Here is a 22,619-nt window from a genome sequence, read left to right as displayed (position 1 = left end):
TTCTTTTATTTGTTTCATTTTTGGAATTCCAACACTGTTTTTTCAATAATCTTTACACATTCCAATAATTGTTCTTCTGTAATAACCAAAGGTGGTGCTAATCTGATGATATTTCCATGGGTTGGTTTAGCCAATAACCCGTTTTCTTTTAATTGTACACAAATGTTCCATGCTGTTGAGCTATCCGGAGTGTCATTGATTAAAATAGCGTTTAATAGGCCTTTTCCTCTTACTTTGGTAATCAAATCTGTTTTTGTAATCAGCTTTTCGATTTCTGCTCTGAATATTTGGCCCAGATTTTCTGCTCTTTCAGATAACTTTTCTTCCTCAACAACGTCTAAAGCTGCAACAGCAACAGCACATGCAATAGGATTTCCTCCGAATGTAGAACCGTGTTGTCCGGGTTTAATGACGTTCATGATTTCATTGTCTGCTAAAACTGCCGAAACCGGGTACATCCCGCCGGAAAGTGCTTTTCCGAGAATTAAAATATCTGGCTGTACATTTTCATGATGACAAGCGATTAATTTTCCGGTCCTTGCAATTCCTGTCTGAACTTCATCAGCAATGAAGAGCACGTTGTGTTTTTTACATAATTCAGATGCATTTTTCAGGAACCCATCATGAGGAACATAGACTCCTGCTTCACCTTGAATAGGCTCCACCAGAAATGCTGCAATATTTTCAGATTCTTTACTTAAAACTTCTTCCAAAGCAGTAATATCATTGTACGGGATTTTAATAAATCCGGGAGTAAAAGGACCATAATTTTGATTTGCATCCGGATCGTTCGAGAAAGAGACAATGGTTGTTGTTCTTCCATGAAAGTTATTTTCACAAACGATTATTTTTGCAGCATTTTCTGAAATACCTTTTACCTCGTAGCTCCATTTTCTTGCTAATTTTACAGCAGTTTCTACCGCTTCAGCTCCGGAGTTCATAGGTAAAACCTTATCAAAACCAAATAGAGTAGTGATCTTTTTTTCATATTCCCCCAGCTTCGAATTGTAAAACGCTCTAGAAGTTAGGGCTAATTTCTGAGCCTGTTCTACCAAAGCATTTACGATTTTAGGGTGAGAATGTCCTTGGTTCACAGCAGAGTATGCTGAAAGAAAATCATAATATTTTTTGCCTTCCACATCCCAAACAAAAACACCTTCTCCTTTATCTAAAACAACGGGAAGCGGGTGGTAGTTATGGGCTCCATATTGGTTTTCAAGGTCAATGAAATACTGTGAATTTTTTACTGCTGTTGTTGACATATATTTTGGTTTTTGACAAAGTTAAATATTATAAATTATCTGACTTTAGTAAAATAATTTTGAAATGAAACAAGATCCAGTATAAGTATTAAGATTTATTTACGAATGCAGGAAAATATTTGTTGAAGAATAATTGAGTTTTGGTTTTTATATCTTTTTTACTCCTGTAGTAAAAACGTAAAAAAATCCGCCATCTTAAAGGCGGATTTTTTGATAAGTATAAATTAAAATTAAAAGGCTACTTGATTATCTGTAAGATATTGATCTACGTAAGATTTTAACTCAGCTTTCTTTACCGGATTTTTTACTAAATCATATATAAATATCAGCCCGTTATTACCAAAATCTACCAACACTGAATTTTCTTTTGTAGCAGTATTTTGCCAATTGGAATAGTCAATTGTAGGAGTAATTTTATCAAGGTTATAAATTCCCGCCATAGCTAAAGACTTATCTCCACCTCTCGTTTTGTAAAATAATTTTTTTGCGTAATTTTTTGAAGCTTCTATAGCATCAATTTCATTGCTCCCGTTAATAGCTTTTTTTACACCTGCTCTTGCAGCACTTTCACGATTAGGGTTTGTTGTTTTGGCCTGAAAAATCATGTTTAATGCTGATCCGATATATACGTCAACCGCCACATGAGTTCCGTAATCTTTAACAATTTGCTCTGGAGTTTTTTCTTCAATGTCTTTAATAAAGCTTGCCGTTAGATAATTACTCAAAAGTTCCGGAGTAGCATTAATTCTAAACCTTTTTTGTTTTATAATTAAATTATAACTTCCATAGATATAGACTGGGTCATATTTTTTGTTGCTTAAAACTGCAGAGGAAAAAGGTATTGTTCCACCAAACACTTTTAGTTTTTCGGTCGCTGAAACTCTTCCTGAAATTATTTTTGAAAAGGCAGCTGCATCTTCTCCGTAAACTTCTTTATATTCTTGAGAAAGTATATTTTCCTCAGAAAGACGCGGACTTTCTTCAGTTTTAAATTTTTCGATATCAATGATAGGTGATGCTACTGAATTCTCACTTGCATATTCTCCCAATACATTGTATCCATATCCTAATGCATTATATACTCCAAGTGTTTTAGAAGATTCTGTGTTTGGAAGTTTAATGTGTTCCCAGTTTTCAGTATTTTCTTGATTAACAATATCATCATCTGTTGTTGAACACGATATTGCTAAAGCCAAAAACATGAAACAATAAGACAAAAAGAATAACTTTTTCATTATTTAAAATTTTAATTAAAAATAGTATTAAATCATTAAATGGTGATATTTTTAAGGATGATAAAAGTCATAAAAAACCGCCTCAACAGAGATGGCTTATGATTAATTAAAAATCTTAGTGATTTTCATATTTTCTATCCATTACAAAATTTTCCATGAATTTGTTGTATAGTTTCCTGCAAATAATCTTCATTGTCCATGAGTTGTCTATGGAAAGGAATGGTAGTTTTTACCCCTTTAATATAGATCATTAAATTATAAATTCTTCTAGTACGAAATATCAAACACTTTTTCCAGTTGCGTTTCGTTGATGGAGCTGGGCGTTGCCTTTAGTAGCGTATTACGAAGCCAAATTGCCAGGCTGTTTTCATAATGAGAAACTTTACCAATGGTTGAACTTGTGTTAACGATGTAATGCGCTTTCTCCATGCGTAGCTTTTCGTAATGTGTAAAAACTTCATTCACGCTTTTTCCTTCACTAAAAAGCTTTCCTAGAAGATAGGCATCTTCAATTGCCTGACAGGCACCTTGTCCCATATTAGGGGTTGTTGCATGTGCTGCATCACCAATCAAACAAACACGATCTTTTTGCCATTGAAAAATTGGTTCCAAATCGATAATGTCACTGACAAATATTGTTTCTTTAGGCGTTTCGGAAATCATTCTTGCAACTTCTGGATTAAATTCAGTAAAAAGCTCTTCAAGCTTGTTCGGATTTTTAACCAGGTTCTCGTTAACCACAGCGTACCAATAAACCTTTTTGTCATTAATTCTCACAAAACCAAAACGTTTTCCTTTTCCCCAGGCTTCATAGGCTTGATGGTTGTATTTCGTTGTCCAATCGAATTCGCTCACACCACGCCAGCATTTTTGTTGGCTAGATCTTAGCTTTCCAATGTTTAGAATTTGATGCCGCACTACCGATTTAATTCCATCTGCACCAATAACAGCTTCTGCATTGACAATAGTTCCGTCTTCAAAATTGAGTCGGTAGCCGCAGTTTTCTGGTTCGATTTTGGATAAGCGTTTTGAAAGTTTAATATTTTCAAAACCAATTTTCTCAGCTAAAATCATTTGCAGATCGCCACGGTGAATGGCGATATTATGCACCCCATATTTACGCTCGAATTTATTCAGTTGAACCTCCGATAAGGTTTTGAGCTGTGGATCAGTAATTTTAATAGTTGAAATTTTGTGACCTGCCTGTTCGATTTTCTGCCGGATGCCAAGTTTGTCAAAAACCTGCATTGCATTATTGGCCATGATAATTCCGGCACCGACAGGTTTTATTTCGGGTGCACTTTCATAAATAGTAACGTCCAGGTTACTTCTTTGTAAGGCTAAAGCTGTTGTCAAACCGCCAATTCCGCCACCGATAATTGCTATTTTCATTGGATTACATTTATATTATGAGGCAAAATTAAAGGTCATAAAAGCCAAAAACGTTCACTTAAGTTAATTTCGGAATTAGTAAATTCTTTTTCGAATTCTACTCAGCGATTGCGGCGTAATTCCTAAATAAGAAGAAATATATTTCTGCGGAATTTTGTTTAGAATTTCGGGGGACTTTTTCAAGAGGTTGAGATAGCGTTCTTCGGGTGTATAGAAAAACAACTCGTCCAACCTTTGTTTTGCATCCAAAAAAGCCAAATCGGATATGTGCTTTGCTATTCCAAGCCAAAAAATATCTTTACGGACTAAAGTTTCAATATCTTTTTTATCAAAATATAAAACTTCTGTTTTTAAGAGAGTTTGTATAACAGCCATTGATTTCTTTCCAGTAATATAGCTTGCATAATCACCAATAACATCATTATTCACTTGCAAAAGATAGCTGATATCTTCGCCTTTTTCATTGATGTAATAAATCCGGACAGCGCCATTCAAAATGAATCCTAAACAATCAAAAACTCCATTTCTAGGTTCTATCATTTTGCTTTTATCATAATTTACGATGTAGCCAATTTCCAGAAATTCCGCTGCGCGTTCTGTTGAAATTTGAAGTGTTTCTGCTAGTTTCTCTTTTATTGTTGATGTCATCATTTGTATGTTAATTTTGATTGATACTACAACAAATTTTATTTTTTATAACTACAAAAATAACTTTTACTGCCTTATTAAAATTGGACATAGCATAAAAACTAAAGAAGGCGCCTTTTTAGACGCCTTCTTTTTATATGAATGATAATTATTTAGTGATTTTCATACTTTCTATCCATTACAAAATCCTCCATGAATTTCGTAGTATAATTTCCTGCAAGATAATCTTCATTATCCATCAATTGTCTGTGGAAAGGAATGGTAGTTTTTACTCCTTCAATATAAAATTCTTCCAAAGCTCTTCTCATTTTTGCAATGGCTTCTTCACGGGTCTGAGCTGTCGTGATCAATTTTGCAATCATTGAGTCATAGTTAGAAGGGATTGTATATCCGGAATAAACATGAGTGTCAACTCTTACCCCATGTCCTCCAGGAATATTTAATCCTGTGATTTTTCCCGGAGACGGTCTGAAATCTGCGTAAGGATCTTCAGCATTAATTCTACATTCAATGGAATGTAATTTTGGATAATAATTAATTCCTGAAATTGGAGTTCCTGCAGCTAAAAGAATTTGTTCTCTGATTAGATCATAATCGATAACCTGTTCAGTAATAGGATGTTCTACCTGGATTCTTGTGTTCATTTCCATGAAATAGAAATTTCTGTGTTTGTCAACCAAGAATTCAATAGTTCCTACTCCTTCATATCCAATGAATTCTGCAGCTTTTACAGCAGCATCACCCATTTTTTCACGAAGTTCATCAGTCATGAAAGGAGAAGGTGTTTCTTCCGTCAATTTCTGATTTCTTCTCTGAACTGAGCAGTCTCTTTCTGAAAGGTGACAGGCTTTACCATATTGGTCACCCGCAACCTGAATTTCAATATGTCTAGGCTCTTCAATCAGTTTTTCCATGTACATACCTCCGTTTCCGAATGCAGCAACAGCTTCCTGAATGGCAGATTCCCAATGATCTTTAAGATCTTCAGCTTTCCAAACGGCTCTCATCCCTTTTCCACCACCACCTGCAGTTGCTTTGATCATTACCGGATAACCGATTTCTTCAGCAGTTTTAGCAGCGATTTCATAAGATTCGATCAGGCCATCAGAACCAGGTACACATGGTACCCCTGCAGCTTTCATCGTAGCCTTAGCATTGGCTTTATCTCCCATTTTTTCAATCTGTTCAGGAGAAGCACCAATGAATTTGATGCCATTTTTCTGGCAGATTCTTGAGAAGTTAGCATTTTCAGATAAAAATCCGTAACCTGGATGAATAGCGTCTGCGTTGGTAATTTCTGCGGCAGCAATAATGTTAGGGATTTTCAAATATGAGTCTTTACTCATTGCAGGACCGATACAAACTGCTTCATCCGCAAATCTTACGTGAAGACTGTCTTTATCTGCAGTTGAATAAACCGCAACGGTTTTGATCCCCATTTCTTTACAAGTACGTAAAATACGCATTGCAATTTCGCCACGATTGGCAATTAATATTTTTTTGAACATCTCTCCGAAATTTTAAATTATAAATTTTGAATTTTAAATTATTTTAAATGAAAAAGATTCATCTAAAATTTATAATCTTTAATCTAAAATTCCTTAAGATGGATCTACTAAGAATAAAGGTTGGTCATATTCCACAGGAGTAGCATCATCCACTAAAATCTTAACGATTTTTCCGCTTACCTCAGACTCGATCTGGTTGAATAACTTCATTGCTTCAATTACGCAAACTACTTTTCCGTTAGAAACTTCATCACCAACATTTACGAAAACGTCTTTGTCAGGAGATGGCTTTCTGTAGAAAGTTCCGATCATTGGAGACTTGATGGTTACATATTTGCTGTCGTCTGATGCAGCTTCTGCTTTTTCAGCAGGTGCAGCAGCAGGGGTTGCAGCTTGTACAGGAGCAGCAGCTACTTGTTGAGGTGCAGTATGGTAAACTGCAGGCTGTGCATAAGCAACTTCGCTTCCAGCTAATGGAGTTTTAATAGTGATTTCGAAATCTTTAGTTTTGTACTTCACTTCAGAAACCTCAGCCTTAGATACAAACTTGATAAGATTTTGTATGTCTTTAATGTCCATAAATTTGATATTTGATTTTGAGCCAAAGATACCAAAAAAACGTAAAAAACAACAAAAAACCGCCCAATTTTATCAAAATTGGGCGGTTTTTGTATTAAAACGAGTGTTTTTCGGTGAAAATCGACTCTTAGTTTTCTTCAGTAGTTGCTACTTCTTTTTCCAATACTACTTTTCCTCTGTAGTATAATTTTCCTTCATGCCAGTGAGCTCTGTGGTATAGGTGAAGCTCTCCTGTTGTTGCATCTTTTGCTAATTGAGGAACTACAGCTTTGTAGTGAGTTCTTCTCTTATCTCTTCTTGTAGACGACTGTCTTCTCTTTGGATGTGCCATTTTGTAATAACTTTTTTAATTGATGAGCGATGAGATTCATCATCCCATCATTAAACTATTTAATTTTTATTCTTTAAATTTTTTAATGCGTCCCATCTGGGATCGCTTTCATGTTCTTCCTCTTCAACATCTTTTGGACTGAACTTGTCTAAAATTGCCAGATCTTCTTCGGTTACATTAGGAGATAGCTTTTTCATTGGAATTGAAAGCGCTACATTTTCGTAGATCAGTTGTGCAATATTAAATGCATGATCACTTGTCGGAATTGTGATAACATCTTCTTCGCTGTCATCATATTCTTCTCCAAACTTCACCAAGACCTTAATTTGATTTTCAATGGGATGATCAAAATTTTCGTTGGTGATATCACAAACCAATTCTACCATCCCGCTTACTTTAATCTCAAATTCTAAAAAAGTAGAGTGTTTGTCTAATAAAACATCTACTGTAATTTTAGGATTTGTAAAATCCTGTTCAGTATCAAATAATTGAAAGAACTCTTTATCTATCTCAAACTTGAACTCGTGCTTGCCAGTTTTTAAGCCGGAAAAGCTTACGTCGTAGTTTCTTAACTTGTCCATAAAATGAGTGTGCAAAAATATGCAATTTTTTTATAATAACAAATAATTTTTCTAACAAATTAATTTAAAATTTGTTTCAAAGATTTATCCTTCTGTATCTTCCGGAAGGTCTTCGTCGATTCCGTTGTCTATAGCCATTTTTCTTGGTTGAAGACGGTTGGCCATAAGTTCGTTGTATTCGCTTCTGTTTTTAAAAATTTTAATAGCGGTGAAAATAGCTTCAGTAAAGCTTTGTTCATCCGCGATATTTTTTCCGGCAATGTCATAAGCTACTCCATGATCCGGAGATGTTCTGATGAATGGAAGTCCGGCGGTATAATTTACCCCTTCTTCATAGGCCAATGTTTTAAAAGGAGCCAGACCTTGATCATGATACATTGCTAAAACAGCATCAAAGCTTTTATATTTACCAGGCTGGAAAAAACTATCGGCAGGAAATGGTCCAAAAGCTAAAATTCCGTGGTCTGAAAGTTCTTTGATGGCTGGAGAAATAATTTCAATTTCTTCGTTTCCTATTACACCACCGTCACCTGCGTGAGGATTTAATCCCAAAACGGCAATCTTTGGCTTTGCAATATTAAAATCTTCAATTAAAGTCTGATGTAAAGCTTTGATCTGTTTTTTTATTTTTTCTTTAGAAATATTTTCAGCGACCTGTGAAATTGGAATGTGATGAGTTGAAACCGCTACTTTTAAGTCTTCTGTAACCAAAAACATCAGTCCTTTTTTGTTAAATTTTTCTTCAAAATAGCCGGTGTGACCAGCGTGTCTGAATCCCATTTTTACCATTTCGTCTTTGTTGATAGGAGCAGTGACCAAAACATCAATATCTCCTTTTATCAAAGCTTCCGTAGCGGCTTCCAAAGAATCGATCGCCATTTTTGTGGATTCTTCGGTAGGAGTTCCCAGTTCTACATTCACATTGTCTTTCACAAGGTTTACCATATTCAGTTTCCCACCGTGTGCTTGGGAAGCCTCATTGATGTAGTTGAAATTTAAATTTAATTTAAAAATATTTTTCTGATAGGTAAACAATTTTCCCGAACCAAAAATTACAGGAGTGAAAAAATCTGTAATGGTTTTGTCTTTCATAGACTTCATGATGATTTCCGGACCGATGCCGTTGAAATCGCCAATTGAAATTCCTACTCGTACTTTATGGTTTTTTGGGCTCATTTTGATTATCTTTGAAGATTATAATTTTACAAATTTAGCAAAAAATAATATGTTCACAGGAATAATTGAAGCAGTAGGTGTTATTGAGAAAATTGAAGAAAACGGAACTAATATAGATTTTACACTTAGCTGTCCTTTTACGAACGAATTAAAAATAGATCAGAGTCTTGCTCATAATGGGTGTTGTTTAACGGTTGTTAAAATTGACGGAGATCAATATGTAGTGACTGCCATCAACGAAACATTGGAGAAAACCAATCTTGGAAAATGGGAAGTGGGAACTGTGGTAAACCTTGAACGTTGCATGAAAATGGACGGAAGACTGGATGGCCACATTGTACAGGGGCATGTAGATAAAACAGGTGAGGTTGTAAGCATCGAAAATAAGGACGGAAGTTATTTTATCACCATTAAATATGAAGATAACGGAAGTTTTGTAACGGTTCCTCAAGGTTCTATTACAGTAAATGGAATCAGTTTAACGGTTGCTAAGAGTGAAGAGAAACAGTTTTCTGTCGCTATTATCCCGTTTACCTGGGAGTTTACGAATATGCAGTACCTGAAATCAGGAGATAAAGTTAATTTGGAATTCGATATTATAGGTAAATATATTGCCAGGTTAATAAACAAACAGCATGGCGTCTAATAAATATAGAGGATATAGCCTGAGAAACCGTGTTTTTTTCGGATTCTTGCTGGTGTGTCTTTTAAGTGTTGTTGCTTCGTCCTTGGTGCCTTATTTTGTGCTGAGGGATAATTCTTTGCAACAAAGCCGTATCGACATGCAGGACAAAACAAATGCCGTAATGAGGTATTTGGATTATGCTGTGAGCAGGGCGCGTATTGAAACGGCAGATCTTCCGACTGTTCTGGAAAATAAGATTTTTGAAATTGCAGATATTAATCAGCATGATATTATTATTTATGATTTAAAAGGTAATTATTTGATTTCAAATAAAGATGTAAGTCTTGTTGAGCAAAAAAAAATACCATTACATATTGTAAATAAGATTTTAGCTACTGATGCCAGAGTTGATATTAAAAGCTACGATCCTTCAGTTGATGCTGCACTTACTTCTTCCTATTTATTGTTGAAGAATAATGAACTTGAACCTATCGGAATTGTATATATTCCTTTGTATCATAATGAATCAGCTGATTTTGAAGTGCTTCATGAATATATTAAATATATTTTGCTCGTAGATATATTTCTGATTCTTTTCAGTATTTGGATAAGCTGGGTGACTTCGAATAGTTTGGCAAAAAATATTACGAAGTTTTCCGATATGATTACCCGGATCACATTGTTTGAAAATGAAATGCAGCCCATCAGATATTATAAAAATGACGAGTTGAATGCATTGGCAAGAGCTTATAACAGAATGATTCTTCAGATTCAGGATCAGAAGGAAAGGTTACGGTTTAAAGCATCGGAAGAAGCCTGGAGGGAAATGGCAAAACAGGTTGCTCATGAAGTGAAAAATCCATTAACTCCAATGAAATTAACCATTCAGAATTTTGAAAGAAAATTTGACCCGGAAGATCCTAACATCAGGGAAAGAGTTAAACAGATGAGTAAAACTGTAGTGGATCAGATTGATCTCATTGCTACTGTTGCCTCTGCATTTTCTGAGTTTGCCAAGCTTCCGGAAAAAAATAATGAGGTTATTAATCTTAATAAAGAAGTTGAAGACATTCTTAGAGTATTTAATGATGACAGTATTTTTATGCACACGAATAAAAATAATATCATGATCAGTATGGACAGGATTTATCTTTCGAGGATTATTACCAATCTTGTTACCAATGCTAAGCAGGCACAAAGTGATGACAGAAAGCTGATTATTAATGTTGATGTTGAACAGCATCAAAGACGGGTGATGATCTCAGTTCAGGATAACGGAGTTGGAATTCCCGAAAATATGTATGAAAGAATTTTTGAACCTAATTTTACGTCCAAAAGCAGCGGGATGGGACTTGGATTATCAATGGTAAGAAAAATGATTGAGGATTACAAAGGGGAAATTGTTGTAAAGTCGGAAGTAGGAAAAGGCTCTACATTCATTATTACATTACCAACGAATTTATAGTGAAACCCTTTAAGTTTAAACAGTTCGAAATCCGGCAGTCACAAAATGTTTTCCGCGTAGGGACTGACGGTGTTTTGCTTGGAGCTTTAGCTGATGCAAATAAAGCTTCTAAAGTATTGGAAGTTGGAACGGGAACAGGATTAATTTCTTTAATGCTGGCTCAAAGATTTTCTAAAGCGGAATTTTTAGGGATCGATATTAATAAGGAGGCTGTAGAGCTTACGAAAACTAACTTTGAAAATTCGCCTTTTAAGCTTAGGTTAAATAATATTCTGCAGGATTTTAAAAGTTTCCAAACCGGAGATAAATTTGATCTTATTGTCTCAAATCCACCATATTTTGAAGCGTCTGATTCCGAAAAAGATAAAATTGCCAGGCAAACTGTTGAGCTGAATTTTAGGCAGCTTATTTCAAAAGCTGCAGAATTGCTTTCTGAAAATGGGATTATTTCTGTGATTATTCCGGTGGAAGCGGGAGTTGATTTTATTGAGATAGCAAAAGAAAATCGATTATTCTTAATCAAACGAATAAATATTAAAGGAATTGAAACTTCTCCGGTGAAAAGACTGGTTCTTGAGTTTTCTTCTGTTGAAAAAGATCCTGCAGTACTAGAATTTGTGATAGAAAAAAGTCCGAGAAAATACTCGGACCAATATCTTGAACTCACCAAAGACTTTCATATTTTTCGTGAAAAATAATTACTCGAACAATTCTGAAGTATCCAATACGGAAACTCTTCCGTCTTCACATCTGATTGCTTCACCCGGGAAATTTTGGATCATATGGTAATCATGGGTTGCCATTACTACTGCAGCTCCGTTTTCCAGTGCAACCTGCTTCAATAAGGTCATGATTTCGTTTGAGGTTTCAGGATCAAGGTTTCCTGTAGGTTCATCGGCTAAAATCAGATCAGGGTGGTTTAATAAAGCTCTTGCTATGGCCACACGTTGTTGTTCTCCACCAGAAAGTTCATGAGGCATTTTGTGCTTTTTACTTTTCATGTTTACACTTCCCAGAACTTCATTAATGCGGTCTTGCATTTTTGTTTTGTCGCTCCAGCCTGTTGCTTCAAGAACGAATATTAAGTTCTTCTCTACTGTCCTGTCGGATAATAATTGGAAATCCTGAAAAACGATTCCTAATTTTCTTCTCAGGTTAGGAATTTCAGACATCTTTAATTTGGCAAGATCAAAACCAACTACTGCTCCGTGTCCTGCAGCTAATGGAATGTGTCCATATAAAGTTTTTAGTAATGAGCTTTTTCCGGAACCCGTTTTCCCAATAAGATAACAAAATCTGCCTTTTTTGATGTTAAGATTAACATCAGAAAGAACCGTAAAGTTTTTTTGGGCAATCTTTGCGTGCTGCAAACTTATGATATTATCTCCGGATATATTTGTATGTGGCATAATGCTGTTTTATGATCTATTCTTATAAATTTTTCAATTTTTAAAAATAGAAAAAAGAAACTTAAGAACCTTGAATTTTAGTAAAATTTAACAACAAAAAATGCCTGAAAAGATTATTTTCAAGCATGATTTGTATATGATAATTAAAGAATTATCTCTTAGCGCGAGATGCACTTACAGTTAAACTCTTTCTGCCTTTAGCTCTTCTTGCAGCCAAAACTCTTCTTCCATTTGGCGTAGACATTCTTTCTCTGAAACCGTGTTTGTTTCTTCTCTTTCTTTCTGATGGCTGGAATGTTCTTTTACTCATTACTATATGTTTAAATCGTAATTATCTATTAATTTTTCAGGTTGCAAAGATATAGATTTTTTTATAAGATACAAACTTTAGACTCTTTTTTTTGAAATTATTTTGAAGGTTTTTAGTACTATATTTATAAAAGTCCTGCTGTGGCTGAAATCCGTAACATTTAAAAATAATACTAATGATTGAGTTAAAAAGCTCTATCTTTGGAAACTCAAAATTAAAGAAGCATAGATGTTTACACCTGCAGAAATCCTAGAAATCAAATCATTACTTATTCCACAAAACAAAATCGTTATCATTACTCATTATAATCCTGATGGTGATGCTATTGGATCAAGTTTGGGATTAAAGCATTATTTGCAGGCAAAAGGTTTACAGGCTGAAGTTGTTGTTCCTAATGATTTTCCGAAGTTTTTGAAATGGATGCCTGAAGCTAAAAAAAATATTATTGCTGAATATAAAAGAAAATTAGCTTTTGATATAATTAATGAAGCCGATGTTATTTTCTGTCTGGATTTCAATTCTCCGTCAAGAATCGGAATTTTGGGAGAATGGCTGGTAAAATCCAAAGCAAAAAAAATCCTTATAGACCATCACCAGCAACCGGAGCAGTTTGATTTTGTATATTCAGATACGATCATTCCTGCGACCTGTCAGATGGTGTATCATTTTATTGAAGCAATGGATGATGAAAATCTGGTTAATAAAGATATGGCAGAATGTCTTTATACCGGGATTATGACCGATACGGGAGGTTTCCGTTTTCGTTCCACAAGTGCAACTACTCATAGAATTGTGGCAAATCTTATCGAAAAAGGTGCAGATCCTTCGGTTATTACGTCCAATACATGGGATACAAATACTGTTTCAAGGCTACATTTACTAGCTCTTATTCTGGGAAGAATTGAAGTGGTGAATGATGGTAAAGTGGCTGTTTTATATCTTACAAGAAAAGAACTGCAGGAATACGGTTTCCAGAAAGGAGATACAGAAGGTTTTGTAAATTACGGTTTAAGTATTGTCGGAGTAAGAATGTCGGCTTTCTTTATGGAAGATCTGTATGATGATTTTATTAAAATATCTTTTAGAAGTAAAGATGATGTGGATGTCAACCAGTTCTCAAGAAAATATTTCAATGGAGGAGGGCACATTAACGCAGCCGGAGGAAAATCTTTAGAATCTCTTATGGATACTCTTGAAACTTTTAAGAATAGGGTAGCAGAAGAACAGCTATAAAGAAGGCTGTATTTTTTTATATCCTTTTTCCTCCAATTCTTTACAGGTGTAGTCATAAACTTCCTGAAACATTTCATCCAGGTTTTTTTTATTGAAAAGGCTGAATTTGGTCATCTTGGGAGGATCTAAGAATATATCACAAAAATCCGCCTTGGAATACACTGATTTTGCGATCGCTAAGTGTAAAATACGGTCAAACTCTTTCAGTAAGCTCATATTGGGAAGCGGATCATAGCTTAATGAATTGACGTGGGATGCAATCAGAAAATCACATTTATCCATAATAGGCTCTATAGGAAGATTGTCTAATACGCCGCCATCTACATATATTTTCTCTCCTATTCTAACAGGAGGAAGTACGAAAGGAACACTTGATGAGGCTAATAACGGACCAAAAAGCTCGCCTTCTGAAAAAAAATCGACAATTCCGTGGGTCATTTCTGTTGCGGCAACGTATAATGGAATTTTTAAGACTTTAAAATCATTTTCGGGAAAATAATCGACCAGGAGTTTTACAATAAACTTGGAACTGAAAATTCCATTTTTTGAAAGCCTTAAATAGGATCGCGAAAAAAACGTGGTCTGTCTTACAATTTCCATCATTTCATCCGGAGTCTTTCCTAAAGAATAAAATGCTCCAATAATGGATCCTGCGCTTGTCCCCGAAATAATCTGGGGTTTCAGATCAAATTCCTCCAATGCTTTTAAAACGGCAATGTGGGCAATTCCACGCATTCCGCCTCCGGAAAGAGTAAGTCCGATTATGGGATTCTTTTTGGAAGAAGAAAAGAAGTTCATTGATCTGGGATTAAATTTTAGTAATTTTATTTATGCTTTTTAAGGCTCGTCACATTGTTGCTCAATCTTGATGAATAAAGAGTTGAATGCCTTCGCCATTTTTTCATCATGCTCTATTCTTTTGATATTATTATTGGCACAATTTCCCCAGCCAAAAGTAATAAGATCTACAATGGCATACTCATTTCTGTTTTGAGCATGCAGGTTGTTTTCAAACTCATCCATAATTTTTTCAGGACTGCCATTCTTTTTGCTCATCTGCAGTCTCAGTTTTCTCCATTCATCAATCATTACATCTTCATCAGAATTAAGCGCTCTTACAAAGTTTTCGCAATTTTTGGAAAATTTGCTGTTCAGTAATATTGATGGATCGGAAAATGCTGTAATTTCAGTTTTATCAAATTCATATTCCTGAATGAGTTCCTGGATTTTTTGTGATTTAATATTCTGCCAATAGGGATCGTTAACCACTTTTAAATTCTCAAGTGCTTTTTTCTTTTCTGCAAAATCTTTATCCAGTTTTGCTAAAATTTTATCTTTATCTCTTCTTACTTCCTGTAATGTTTCAGGCTTAAAAACGGATGGCTTACTCAATAATAAACTGCTGTATTCAAACCAAAGTTTGTATGTGCCTTCAATTTCTTCCCTAGAATATTTATTGGCATCATACTGACCTTTGTTGTCACAAAGTTCTGTTACGAAATTAAAAATTTGTTTGTTCTGGCCAGCTTTAAGGCTGTCCTTTTGAGTTTCTGTCATAGAAACAGAGTCTTTTGAAGTTGTATTTTTAGAAGTTTCAGCTTCTTTTTTACAGCTGATTACTGCAAGAAGCAGTAGTGATGAAATCCAAATTCTCATAAAAATTTTTTAAAGGATCAAATGTTTTGGAAGGTGGTGAAGAAGTTCGGTATTGATGATTTCAGCACAAATACTTGGCTTTTCCCAATGTCCGTTATGTCCGCAATCCAGAACGTAAGATTTGATATTGGTTCTGTCGGGAAGATTTTTAATCATGATTTCTGTTTTTACGGCATTGTCATGTTTTCCTGCTATCACCAGAATTTTTGCATCCAGACTTTCCAAAACGTGTTTTTTATCGGTTCTTTCTACCATTCCTTTTACCGAAGCTAGAGCTCCAAGATTATTTGTGGAAAGAGCAATTTCTAAAGCCGTTTCTATTTTCCCCTCCAGAATGTCTCTTTCATTCGGATTAAAAAGATTGGGTACACCGGCTCTGGCATAATGAGGAAAAGCATCCTTGATAATTCTGTAGCTTTTTATGCGTTGTTCTTTTTTTTCTGCATCATCAGGAAAGTATGTCGAGAAAAATAAAGTTAAGCTTATAAGGAATTCGGGATATTTTTCTGCAAAAGCCAGGGAAGTATAGCCTCCCATTGAATGACCGAGTAAATGAACTTTAGTTAAGCTGAGTTTATCCAGTACTTTTTTTACTTCTTCAGCCATGATTTCCATGGTTTGAACTTCAGCTATAATTTCTGATTGGCCATGTCCCGGAAGGTCTATTTTTAATAATGAGAAATGTTCAGAAAGATGAGATTCCATTTCATGCCATATTGAAATGTTTTCCATAAATCCGTGGAGTAGGACTAATGTTTCTTTTCCGTTTCCTTTTCTTTCAAAATTAAGCATATTCAAAAATTAAAAATGAATGTCTATATAGTCTACAAATCCCGAACCATTTACCATGTCCTGAAGTCGATAAGTTTTTCCGCCATCTTTAGAGGCAAAAGTTTTTGTCCCTTTTCTGGTGTAAGGTTTCCCGTTATCATTTTCAGAAATGCTTTGGGTGATTTCTCCGGTGAAGTTCATATGTTTATTGGAAACAACGGCCATAAAGCCTTTTATATCGACTGAATTTTTCCCAGATTTTATAAAGCCTGAAACTGTATAATGATCGCTTTCGCCATCAATTTTCTTAAAATGAATAGTTCCTGCGTTTTTAATTAAATTATGCGTGAATTTATGATCTCCGCTGAAATCTTTAAATGAATTCTTACTTCGGATGCTGTCATTTATTTTTGTTCGCACAGCATTGATTGAATCAATGATTTTTGTGCTGTCTGTTTGAACTGAAGAGGGGGTGACTTCTTTTTTAGAACATGAAATAAGTAAAGCAGAGACAATGATTGCGACTAAAAAATTTTTCATTAAATAAAATTATACTCAAATGTAAACAAAAAAAAGAGCATTGTAAAAATGCCCTTCTTATTTTATTTTGTTAATTCTTCGTAAACTTTCTTTTCCCAAGGTTTAATATCGGTGATTCCGTATTGTTCTTTGTTGGAGATGGCGATATTGTCAAGAACGTCTACAAAATTTTTATAGTTTGCATCATCTGTGGGTTTTACAATAATTGTAAATTTTTCTTTTGAAGGTGCGCGATTATAGGCTTCTGAAATAACTTTAGAAATGTTGATTCCGCTAAAATTAGTTTCCTTTAAATTATTTGAATTTAAATCTTCAGCTGTATTTTGATGATAAAAAACTCGATTGTCTTTTCCTAAAATGAAAGTAATCTGATTTTTTTGATCAATTACTATATCATCGATTTTTGGATTTGGTTTGTGATCTTTTGCAGGCAATCCTAAATCCATCACGTTAGGTTTTGTAAAATTGGTGGTAAACATAAAAAAGGTGATCAATAAAAATCCTAAATCCACCATAGGAGTCATGTCAACTCTGATCAGTTTTTTTCTTTGCTTGCTTCCTCCTGATTTCTCTTGTGCAATTACTTCAGCCATAATAATTTTTTTAATAGTTAAACGATGTTGATAAAAAAATGACACTTTCGTATCTTTCTTTTTGAACCTATACAAAGTTTATACCTAATTTATGGAATTGATTGCTAAATTTTAATTTTATTGAATTTTGAAATGAAAAAACCTTATGATAATTTTGTTTTCATAAGGTTTTATAATATTTTAAGAGTGGGTTATTTCTTGATGATTAGTTTTTCAGAAACAATATTTTTTTCTGCACCGTCAATCTGAAGAATGTACATTCCGTTTGCAAATGCGGAGGTATTAATGGAAATGTTTGGCTCAGAATATTTTTTACTGAAAATTTTTCTTCCTGCAGCGTCAAAAATAGTCACCGTGCTTTCTTTTGGAAGATGGTTGATGTGTACAATATCTTTTGCGGGATTGGGATATATTTGTGGCTTTTCTGGTGTGTTACTCTCGGTGATTCCTAATGATTCTTTAGATCCGCTTAGTTTTACAATCCAAAAATCCGATTGGCCGTGATTTCCGGTAACATCTCCGGTGTCTGGGTTCGTACTTGAATTTCCTGCGGCGGCTAAACCTCCATCTGTAGTTGAAATAATGCTCCATGCTGTCTCATGTCCGTCTCCGCCTAAGACTTTGTTCCATAACAGATTTCCTGTATTGTCTAGTTTTACAATCCAAAAGTTTGTACCCGTTGGGAGTCCGGGTTCAACAATTCCGGTATTCGAAGAAATGTATCCTGCTGCGACAAAATTTCCGTCCGGAGTTTGGGTTACAGAATACGCTTGGTCATAGCTAAGGCTGCCCATCGCATTTTGCCACTGCAGATTTCCTGCTGTGTCGAGTTTTATGATCCAAAAATCTCCTTGTCCGTTGTAAGTACTGTTTCCGATATTTGAAGTCGTTGTACCGGATGCTATATAGCCTCCATCTGAAGTTTGTGCTACGGAATAGGTAATATCGGTTCCTATACCTCCGAAACGTTTTTCCCAAATAATACTACCTGTAGTTCCCAGCTTTACTATCCAGGAATCTTTTACCCCTAAATAAGTGCCAGAAATATCTCCGCTGCTTTGAGAGCTGGTTTCTCCAGCAATAATATATCCTCCGTCAGTAGTTTGCTTAATATCATAAGCAAATTCTTCACCAGATCCGCCAAGAGCTTTTTGCCATTGTAGATTTCCTAAAGAGTCTAATTTTATGACCCAATAATCGTATGTATATGAGCCATGATTTCCAGTGACGTTTCCGCTGTTTGAACTTGAATGTCCCCCTACAATATATCCGCCATCAGTAGTTTGCTTTACGGAGGTTGCCATGTCTTGATTTTGACCTCCATAGGTTTTCTGCCATTCTATATTTCCAAGTGCATTCAGTTTTATAATCCAGTAATCTGCATATCCTTGATTCAAGGTGATGTCACCATTGGATGAGGTGGTATATCCTGCGATAACATATCCTCCATCTGAGGTGGTGCAGATTGAGTTTGCCTGATCATCACCAGAACCGCCAAGAGCTTTTTGCCACTCAAGAGTTCCTGTAGCACTCATTTTCACTACCCAGAAATCATTATCTCCATGGTTTATGGTTGCGTTTCCGTCGGAAGATTTTGAAAATCCTGTAGTGATGTATCCTCCATCCGGAGTTTGTACAATAGATTTCGCAATTTCGGAAGCAGATCCTCCAAAAGATTTCTGCCACTCAATACCCGGAATGGAAGATTGGGAATATGTGGTAATTCCATAATGGATAAGAATGGATAAGAAAATAAATTTATATTTCATAATATTGTGTATCGTGTTGTTGATTATTCAAATATAGATAAAATTAATTTGAGAATATAAAAAGAGAGGATCGGAGACGACAAAAAAACTCATGCCTTTCGACATGAGTTTCTATAATATTTTGAATTTTTTATTTATTCTTTTTATAATAATTGACTCCACATTCCAAGAACTTTTTAAAATCTTCTTTTGGCATATATCCTGAGACCGGAGTATTGATTACTTTTCCGTCCGGAGTCACTAGAACATAGTGGGGCTGAGAATTGTTATTAAAGTTTACTTGTTGGAACAAGCTCCATCTGTCACCGATCGTTTTTACCTTTTTTACCTGCCCGTCTCCGAGATCAATTTTTGTTTTCTGGTCCTCCGGAAGCTCTTCTTTATCATCAACATATAGAGAGGCTAAAACAACATCGTTCTGAAGAATCGGTAAAATATCTGCTTCGCTCCACACGAATTCCTCCATTTTTCTACAGTTTTCACAGCCATAGCCGGTAAAATCAATTAAGATAGGTTTGTCTTCTTTTTTTGCTATTTCTACTGCTTTGAAGAAGTCATGTTCAGGATGCATTCCCAAAATTCCGTCTTTTTCGTCATGGAAATAACTAATATTCAATGGAGGTAGAATTCCACTTAATAATTGCAGTTTCGGGCGTTCCGAAGGAATTAATCCCTGAACTAAATAGATTACAAATCCGAATCCTAAAGCTCCAAGAATTTTTCTGGTGATAGAAATTTTAGGTTTTTTATCATCATGCGGAAATCTGATTAATCCGAATAGATATAATGCTAATCCTAGAGCAATAACAATCCAGATCGCAATGAAAAGTTCTCTTTTTAGTAAGAAAGTTTTAGAAACCAAATCAGCTTTTGATAAGAATTTCAATGCCAAAGCCAGTTCTACAAACCCCAATACTACTTTCACCGTATTCATCCAGCCTCCTGATTTTGGAAGACTTTGTAATGCCTGAGGAAATAAGGCTAATAATCCGAAAATGATTGCCCAAGCTAAACCGAAACCTGCCAGAGCAAATGTCAATAACATCGGAACGTTTGCAGAACCTGTTACTGCGCTTCCTAATAAGCTTCCTAAAATTGGACCCGTACAAGAGAAAGAAACAATAACCAATGTTAAAGCCATAAAGAAGATTCCGATAATTCCTCCTGCTTCTTCAGCTTTTGAAGATTTGTTGGCAATTGAACTTGGTAATGTAATATCGTAATATCCGAAGAAACTTCCTGCGAAGAAAATGAATATGATAAAGAATGCAATATTCAGCCAAACACTTGTAGAAATTTCATTGAAGATATTTCCTGCAATTCCGTCAATAATATGGAATGGAACACTTAATAATACAAAGATTAAAAGAATGAAAAATCCATAGATCAACGCGTCTCTTTTTCCTTTTGCTTTGTTTTTGCTGCCTTTCGTAAAGAAAGAAACGGTTAATGGGATCATTGGGAAAACACATGGTGTTAACAACGCAATTAGTCCTCCGATGAAACCTAAGAATAAGTACGTCCAATAATTTTCTTCAATTTTTGTAGAACCCGTTCCGCAATCAGTCAAAGGTTTTTCAAAATCAATCGATTCTATTTTTAACTGTTTTGGATCCAGTTTTGAGGTTTCTGCTATGGTAACTTCTCCTTTAGCAGGTTTTTCTACGACTGTTTCAACCGTTTTTACAGAATCCTTTGCTGGCTCAGTTTTTTCTTCGGTGGCAGCTTCTTCAGTTGCTCCTGTTGGAGTCACCTGTTTATTGAATTCTAATGTATTCGGAGCCAGACAAACTCTGTCGTCGCAGGTTTGATAAGTGATTTCTGCAACCACATCGCCCGGCTTTGTTCCGTCTTTTAATTTAAATTTTTGTTTGAAGCCTGCAGTATTGGAATAAAAAATAATAGTCCCTCCGAAAGCTTCCGAAAATTCTTCATGTTTTTTTCCGACTTCGGTAAATTTTCCAATCAGTTCAATGTTTTTTCCGGAAACTTTGTATTCCGTTGGAATTCCGGTGTCTTCCGGGATATCTTTGGAATAAATATGCCATCCGCTTTCCATGGTGGCATTCAAAACGGCTTCGTATTGGTTGTTTCCCAGATCGTTGATGGTAAACTTAAACTTTACAGGATTTTTGATTTGTGCATTAATTCCTGTTGCTAAAAATAACAGAACTAATAAAAACCAGTTTCTAAATTTCATCTTACTTTTCATTAATAATTTTGAGAATTTTATGGGTATTCTCATCCTTTGCATTTCGTCGGTCTTGTCTCAAGGGGATAATTCCAAGGATAGAATTTTCTCCATCTACAAGAACCCAAATTTTTTGCCTCGCTAAAATAGATAATTTTTCGTCCCTAAAAAACTTAGAAACTTTCTTTTTCCCCAAAAATCCGGCAGGATAAAACTCGTCACCATCTTTTTGTCTTCGCAATCGCAATGGGAAGTGTAGTTTTTCAGCATCAAATTCCCATTCGATGTTTTTATTGATTTCTTCAATCTCTTCAATAACATCTTCGAGATTAATGATCATTTGGTTTTGGGAAAAGTCAAATTTTTCTATCAGGAGAATTTCTTCATCCAATGGAGCATTTTGGCCTTCTGTTTTTTGTTTTAAGATCAATTCATCACGGGTAACAATCAATTGATAGTTTTTTGAAAAAAAAGAACTTCCGTTTTCAGCGGTAAAAATTTTAGGTATTTCTTCTGAATCAAAACCATATTTTTTTAAAATCTCAAACTTTACAAAATCACTTTGCAGACTGAGTCTGTCTTTTGATATAATTTTATAGCTATTGTTAAATATTGTCAGGCTTTCTTCTATTGTTTTAATCTGTTCCTGGACAAAATCTTTTGTCTGATTTAAATAAGTAATACTTTTTTTGAAGTTCTCTAAAAAATGATCGTTGGTCTCTAGTAATTTAGGCGTGATTTCCAGGCGGATTTTATTTCTTAAATAGTCACTTTTTTTATTAGAAAGATCTTCGCGGTACTCAATATTATTCTCTTTTGCAAATTCATAGATCTCTTCTTTTGTGAAATGTAAAAGAGGCCGGAGAATATTATTTTCGTTCGAAGGAATTCCGCTCAGTCCGTTAATTCCTGCTGCTTTGGAAAGATTAATAATAAACGTTTCCAACTGATCATTCAGGTGATGGGCAGTAACCAGAAAATCCAAATTTTCCTTCTCTTGAATCTTTTTAAAGAAGCTATATCTCAATTCTCTGGCCCAGAGCTGAATAGAATTTTGCGGTTTTTGATCTTTCTCTGAAACGTCATATACATGAAATTTAATGAGGTTCTTTTGGCAAAAGTCAGAAACGACTTTCTGGTCAAGATTAGAGTCTTCGCCCCGGAGATGATAGTTGATATGAGCAATCTGGAACTCAAAACCTGAATCTCGCAACTGATTGAACAGGTGTGCTAAAACCATAGAGTCAACACCTCCGCTCACTGCCAGAAGATAAGTGTGATTTTGGGGTAGATTAACAAGATTTTCTAATTCTTTTTTTAAGTCCGGTTTTTTCAAAATTTAGAT

At 35.0% G+C, this 22,619-nt stretch carries 23 protein-coding genes; 4 read left to right on the top strand and 19 right to left on the bottom strand.

Going from position 1 to position 22,619, the window contains the following annotated elements:
- Positions 1-14 precede the first annotated feature (14 nt).
- The 9 genes from rocD to pdxA all read right to left on the bottom strand — a co-directional run bounded on the left by rocD (position 15) and on the right by pdxA (position 8,712).
- Positions 15-1,262 (bottom strand): ornithine--oxo-acid transaminase, encoded by a 1,248-nt coding sequence (rocD, locus tag CLV73_RS11155; RefSeq protein WP_100376872.1) that lies wholly within the window; start codon positions 1,260-1,262, stop codon positions 15-17.
- A 230-nt stretch (positions 1,263-1,492) separates the two neighbouring features.
- Entirely contained in the window at positions 1,493-2,497 is a 1,005-nt protein-coding gene (locus tag CLV73_RS11150) for an MAC/perforin domain-containing protein (protein WP_100376871.1), read from the bottom strand.
- Between the two features lie 267 nt (positions 2,498-2,764).
- Positions 2,765-3,889, bottom strand: a complete 1,125-nt coding sequence (locus CLV73_RS11145; protein WP_100376870.1) for an FAD-dependent monooxygenase — start codon at positions 3,887-3,889, stop codon at positions 2,765-2,767.
- A 75-nt stretch (positions 3,890-3,964) separates the two neighbouring features.
- Positions 3,965-4,540, bottom strand: coding sequence for a Crp/Fnr family transcriptional regulator (locus tag CLV73_RS11140; RefSeq protein ID WP_228424317.1), 576 nt, complete (start codon positions 4,538-4,540; stop codon positions 3,965-3,967).
- 149 nt (positions 4,541-4,689) lie between these two features.
- Complete coding sequence (gene accC / locus CLV73_RS11135; protein WP_100376868.1) at positions 4,690-6,045, bottom strand: acetyl-CoA carboxylase biotin carboxylase subunit; 1,356 nt, start codon at positions 6,043-6,045, stop codon at positions 4,690-4,692.
- 93 nt (positions 6,046-6,138) lie between these two features.
- Entirely contained in the window at positions 6,139-6,624 is a 486-nt protein-coding gene (gene accB / locus CLV73_RS11130; RefSeq protein ID WP_100376867.1) for an acetyl-CoA carboxylase biotin carboxyl carrier protein, read from the bottom strand.
- 127 nt (positions 6,625-6,751) lie between these two features.
- Positions 6,752-6,955, bottom strand: a complete 204-nt coding sequence (gene rpmF, locus CLV73_RS11125) for a 50S ribosomal protein L32 (protein ID WP_007843326.1) — start codon at positions 6,953-6,955, stop codon at positions 6,752-6,754.
- 59 nt (positions 6,956-7,014) lie between these two features.
- Entirely contained in the window at positions 7,015-7,536 is a 522-nt protein-coding gene (locus CLV73_RS11120; RefSeq protein WP_100376866.1) for a YceD family protein, read from the bottom strand.
- Positions 7,537-7,620: 84 nt separating this feature from the next.
- Entirely contained in the window at positions 7,621-8,712 is a 1,092-nt protein-coding gene (pdxA, locus tag CLV73_RS11115) for a 4-hydroxythreonine-4-phosphate dehydrogenase PdxA (RefSeq protein WP_100376865.1), read from the bottom strand.
- A gap of 49 nt (positions 8,713-8,761) precedes the next feature.
- Here pdxA and CLV73_RS11110 point away from each other — a divergent pair, with 49 nt between their 5' ends.
- The 3 genes from CLV73_RS11110 to CLV73_RS11100 are packed head-to-tail and all read left to right on the top strand — an operon-like array spanning position 8,762 to position 11,500.
- A complete protein-coding gene (locus tag CLV73_RS11110) occupies positions 8,762-9,358 on the top strand; it encodes a riboflavin synthase (RefSeq protein ID WP_100377049.1) in 597 nt (198 codons plus the stop codon).
- Positions 9,348-10,802 (top strand): sensor histidine kinase, encoded by a 1,455-nt coding sequence (locus CLV73_RS11105; protein ID WP_100376864.1) that lies wholly within the window; start codon positions 9,348-9,350, stop codon positions 10,800-10,802. The genes CLV73_RS11110 and CLV73_RS11105 overlap by 11 nt, the downstream gene beginning before the upstream one ends.
- Positions 10,802-11,500, top strand: coding sequence for a tRNA1(Val) (adenine(37)-N6)-methyltransferase (locus tag CLV73_RS11100; RefSeq protein WP_100376863.1), 699 nt, complete (start codon positions 10,802-10,804; stop codon positions 11,498-11,500). Before CLV73_RS11105 ends, CLV73_RS11100 begins: the two co-directional genes overlap by 1 nt.
- Here the strand turns inward: CLV73_RS11100 and CLV73_RS11095 are convergent, their stop codons facing one another.
- Positions 11,501-12,211: a cell division ATP-binding protein FtsE gene (locus CLV73_RS11095; RefSeq protein ID WP_100376862.1), complete on the bottom strand. Its 711-nt coding sequence runs from the start codon at positions 12,209-12,211 to the stop codon at positions 11,501-11,503.
- A 151-nt stretch (positions 12,212-12,362) separates the two neighbouring features.
- Positions 12,363-12,521 (bottom strand): 50S ribosomal protein L34, encoded by a 159-nt coding sequence (gene rpmH, locus CLV73_RS11090; protein ID WP_007843334.1) that lies wholly within the window; start codon positions 12,519-12,521, stop codon positions 12,363-12,365.
- Positions 12,522-12,749: 228 nt separating this feature from the next.
- Between rpmH and CLV73_RS11085 the strand changes: the two genes are divergently transcribed.
- Positions 12,750-13,754 carry a DHH family phosphoesterase gene (locus CLV73_RS11085; protein WP_100376861.1) on the top strand — a complete coding sequence of 335 codons (1,005 nt, stop codon included), beginning with the start codon at positions 12,750-12,752 and terminating at the stop codon, positions 13,752-13,754.
- On the opposite strand, the gene CLV73_RS11080 is transcribed toward CLV73_RS11085, so the two are convergent.
- From CLV73_RS11080 to tilS, 8 genes are all read right to left on the bottom strand, one after another.
- Positions 13,749-14,552: a patatin-like phospholipase family protein gene (locus tag CLV73_RS11080; protein WP_100376860.1), complete on the bottom strand. Its 804-nt coding sequence runs from the start codon at positions 14,550-14,552 to the stop codon at positions 13,749-13,751. The two genes, CLV73_RS11085 and CLV73_RS11080, sit on opposite strands and share 6 nt — an antisense overlap.
- Positions 14,553-14,591: 39 nt before the next feature.
- On the bottom strand, positions 14,592-15,410 hold the full coding sequence (locus CLV73_RS11075; RefSeq protein WP_100376859.1) for a hypothetical protein: 819 nt from the start codon (positions 15,408-15,410) through the stop codon (positions 14,592-14,594).
- Positions 15,411-15,419: 9 nt separating this feature from the next.
- Positions 15,420-16,202, bottom strand: a complete 783-nt coding sequence (locus tag CLV73_RS11070) for an alpha/beta fold hydrolase (RefSeq protein WP_100376858.1) — start codon at positions 16,200-16,202, stop codon at positions 15,420-15,422.
- Between the two features lie 9 nt (positions 16,203-16,211).
- On the bottom strand, positions 16,212-16,721 hold the full coding sequence (locus tag CLV73_RS11065) for a hypothetical protein (protein ID WP_100376857.1): 510 nt from the start codon (positions 16,719-16,721) through the stop codon (positions 16,212-16,214).
- Between the two features lie 62 nt (positions 16,722-16,783).
- Positions 16,784-17,314 (bottom strand): biopolymer transporter ExbD, encoded by a 531-nt coding sequence (locus tag CLV73_RS11060; protein WP_100376856.1) that lies wholly within the window; start codon positions 17,312-17,314, stop codon positions 16,784-16,786.
- A gap of 191 nt (positions 17,315-17,505) precedes the next feature.
- Positions 17,506-19,083 (bottom strand): T9SS type A sorting domain-containing protein, encoded by a 1,578-nt coding sequence (locus CLV73_RS11055; protein WP_100376855.1) that lies wholly within the window; start codon positions 19,081-19,083, stop codon positions 17,506-17,508.
- A 130-nt stretch (positions 19,084-19,213) separates the two neighbouring features.
- Entirely contained in the window at positions 19,214-21,283 is a 2,070-nt protein-coding gene (locus CLV73_RS11050; protein WP_100377048.1) for a protein-disulfide reductase DsbD family protein, read from the bottom strand.
- A gap of 1 nt (position 21,284) precedes the next feature.
- Positions 21,285-22,613: a tRNA lysidine(34) synthetase TilS gene (gene tilS, locus CLV73_RS11045; protein WP_394336977.1), complete on the bottom strand. Its 1,329-nt coding sequence runs from the start codon at positions 22,611-22,613 to the stop codon at positions 21,285-21,287.
- Between the last annotated feature and the right edge of the window lie 6 nt (positions 22,614-22,619).

The organism is Chryseobacterium geocarposphaerae, from assembly GCF_002797535.1.
Taxonomy (GTDB): domain Bacteria; phylum Bacteroidota; class Bacteroidia; order Flavobacteriales; family Weeksellaceae; genus Chryseobacterium; species Chryseobacterium geocarposphaerae.
Note: the sequence above shows the minus strand (reverse complement) of the source record. Positions and strands in the feature narration are given on the sequence as shown.

Coding starts and splice junctions, on each gene's coding strand:
- rocD (WP_100376872.1), bottom strand. CDS start 1,262: ATGTCAACAACAGCAGTAAAAAATTCACAGTATTTCATTGACCTTGAA.
- CLV73_RS11150 (WP_100376871.1), bottom strand. CDS start 2,497: ATGAAAAAGTTATTCTTTTTGTCTTATTGTTTCATGTTTTTGGCTTTA.
- CLV73_RS11145 (WP_100376870.1), bottom strand. CDS start 3,889: ATGAAAATAGCAATTATCGGTGGCGGAATTGGCGGTTTGACAACAGCT.
- CLV73_RS11140 (WP_228424317.1), bottom strand. CDS start 4,540: ATGATGACATCAACAATAAAAGAGAAACTAGCAGAAACACTTCAAATT.
- accC (WP_100376868.1), bottom strand. CDS start 6,045: ATGTTCAAAAAAATATTAATTGCCAATCGTGGCGAAATTGCAATGCGT.
- accB (WP_100376867.1), bottom strand. CDS start 6,624: ATGGACATTAAAGACATACAAAATCTTATCAAGTTTGTATCTAAGGCT.
- rpmF (WP_007843326.1), bottom strand. CDS start 6,955: ATGGCACATCCAAAGAGAAGACAGTCGTCTACAAGAAGAGATAAGAGA.
- CLV73_RS11120 (WP_100376866.1), bottom strand. CDS start 7,536: ATGGACAAGTTAAGAAACTACGACGTAAGCTTTTCCGGCTTAAAAACT.
- pdxA (WP_100376865.1), bottom strand. CDS start 8,712: ATGAGCCCAAAAAACCATAAAGTACGAGTAGGAATTTCAATTGGCGAT.
- CLV73_RS11110 (WP_100377049.1), top strand. CDS start 8,762: ATGTTCACAGGAATAATTGAAGCAGTAGGTGTTATTGAGAAAATTGAA.
- CLV73_RS11105 (WP_100376864.1), top strand. CDS start 9,348: ATGGCGTCTAATAAATATAGAGGATATAGCCTGAGAAACCGTGTTTTT.
- CLV73_RS11095 (WP_100376862.1), bottom strand. CDS start 12,211: ATGCCACATACAAATATATCCGGAGATAATATCATAAGTTTGCAGCAC.
- rpmH (WP_007843334.1), bottom strand. CDS start 12,521: ATGAGTAAAAGAACATTCCAGCCATCAGAAAGAAAGAGAAGAAACAAA.
- CLV73_RS11085 (WP_100376861.1), top strand. CDS start 12,750: ATGTTTACACCTGCAGAAATCCTAGAAATCAAATCATTACTTATTCCA.
- CLV73_RS11080 (WP_100376860.1), bottom strand. CDS start 14,552: ATGAACTTCTTTTCTTCTTCCAAAAAGAATCCCATAATCGGACTTACT.
- CLV73_RS11075 (WP_100376859.1), bottom strand. CDS start 15,410: ATGAGAATTTGGATTTCATCACTACTGCTTCTTGCAGTAATCAGCTGT.
- CLV73_RS11070 (WP_100376858.1), bottom strand. CDS start 16,202: ATGCTTAATTTTGAAAGAAAAGGAAACGGAAAAGAAACATTAGTCCTA.
- CLV73_RS11065 (WP_100376857.1), bottom strand. CDS start 16,721: ATGAAAAATTTTTTAGTCGCAATCATTGTCTCTGCTTTACTTATTTCA.
- CLV73_RS11060 (WP_100376856.1), bottom strand. CDS start 17,314: ATGGCTGAAGTAATTGCACAAGAGAAATCAGGAGGAAGCAAGCAAAGA.
- CLV73_RS11055 (WP_100376855.1), bottom strand. CDS start 19,083: ATGAAATATAAATTTATTTTCTTATCCATTCTTATCCATTATGGAATT.
- CLV73_RS11050 (WP_100377048.1), bottom strand. CDS start 21,283: ATGAAATTTAGAAACTGGTTTTTATTAGTTCTGTTATTTTTAGCAACA.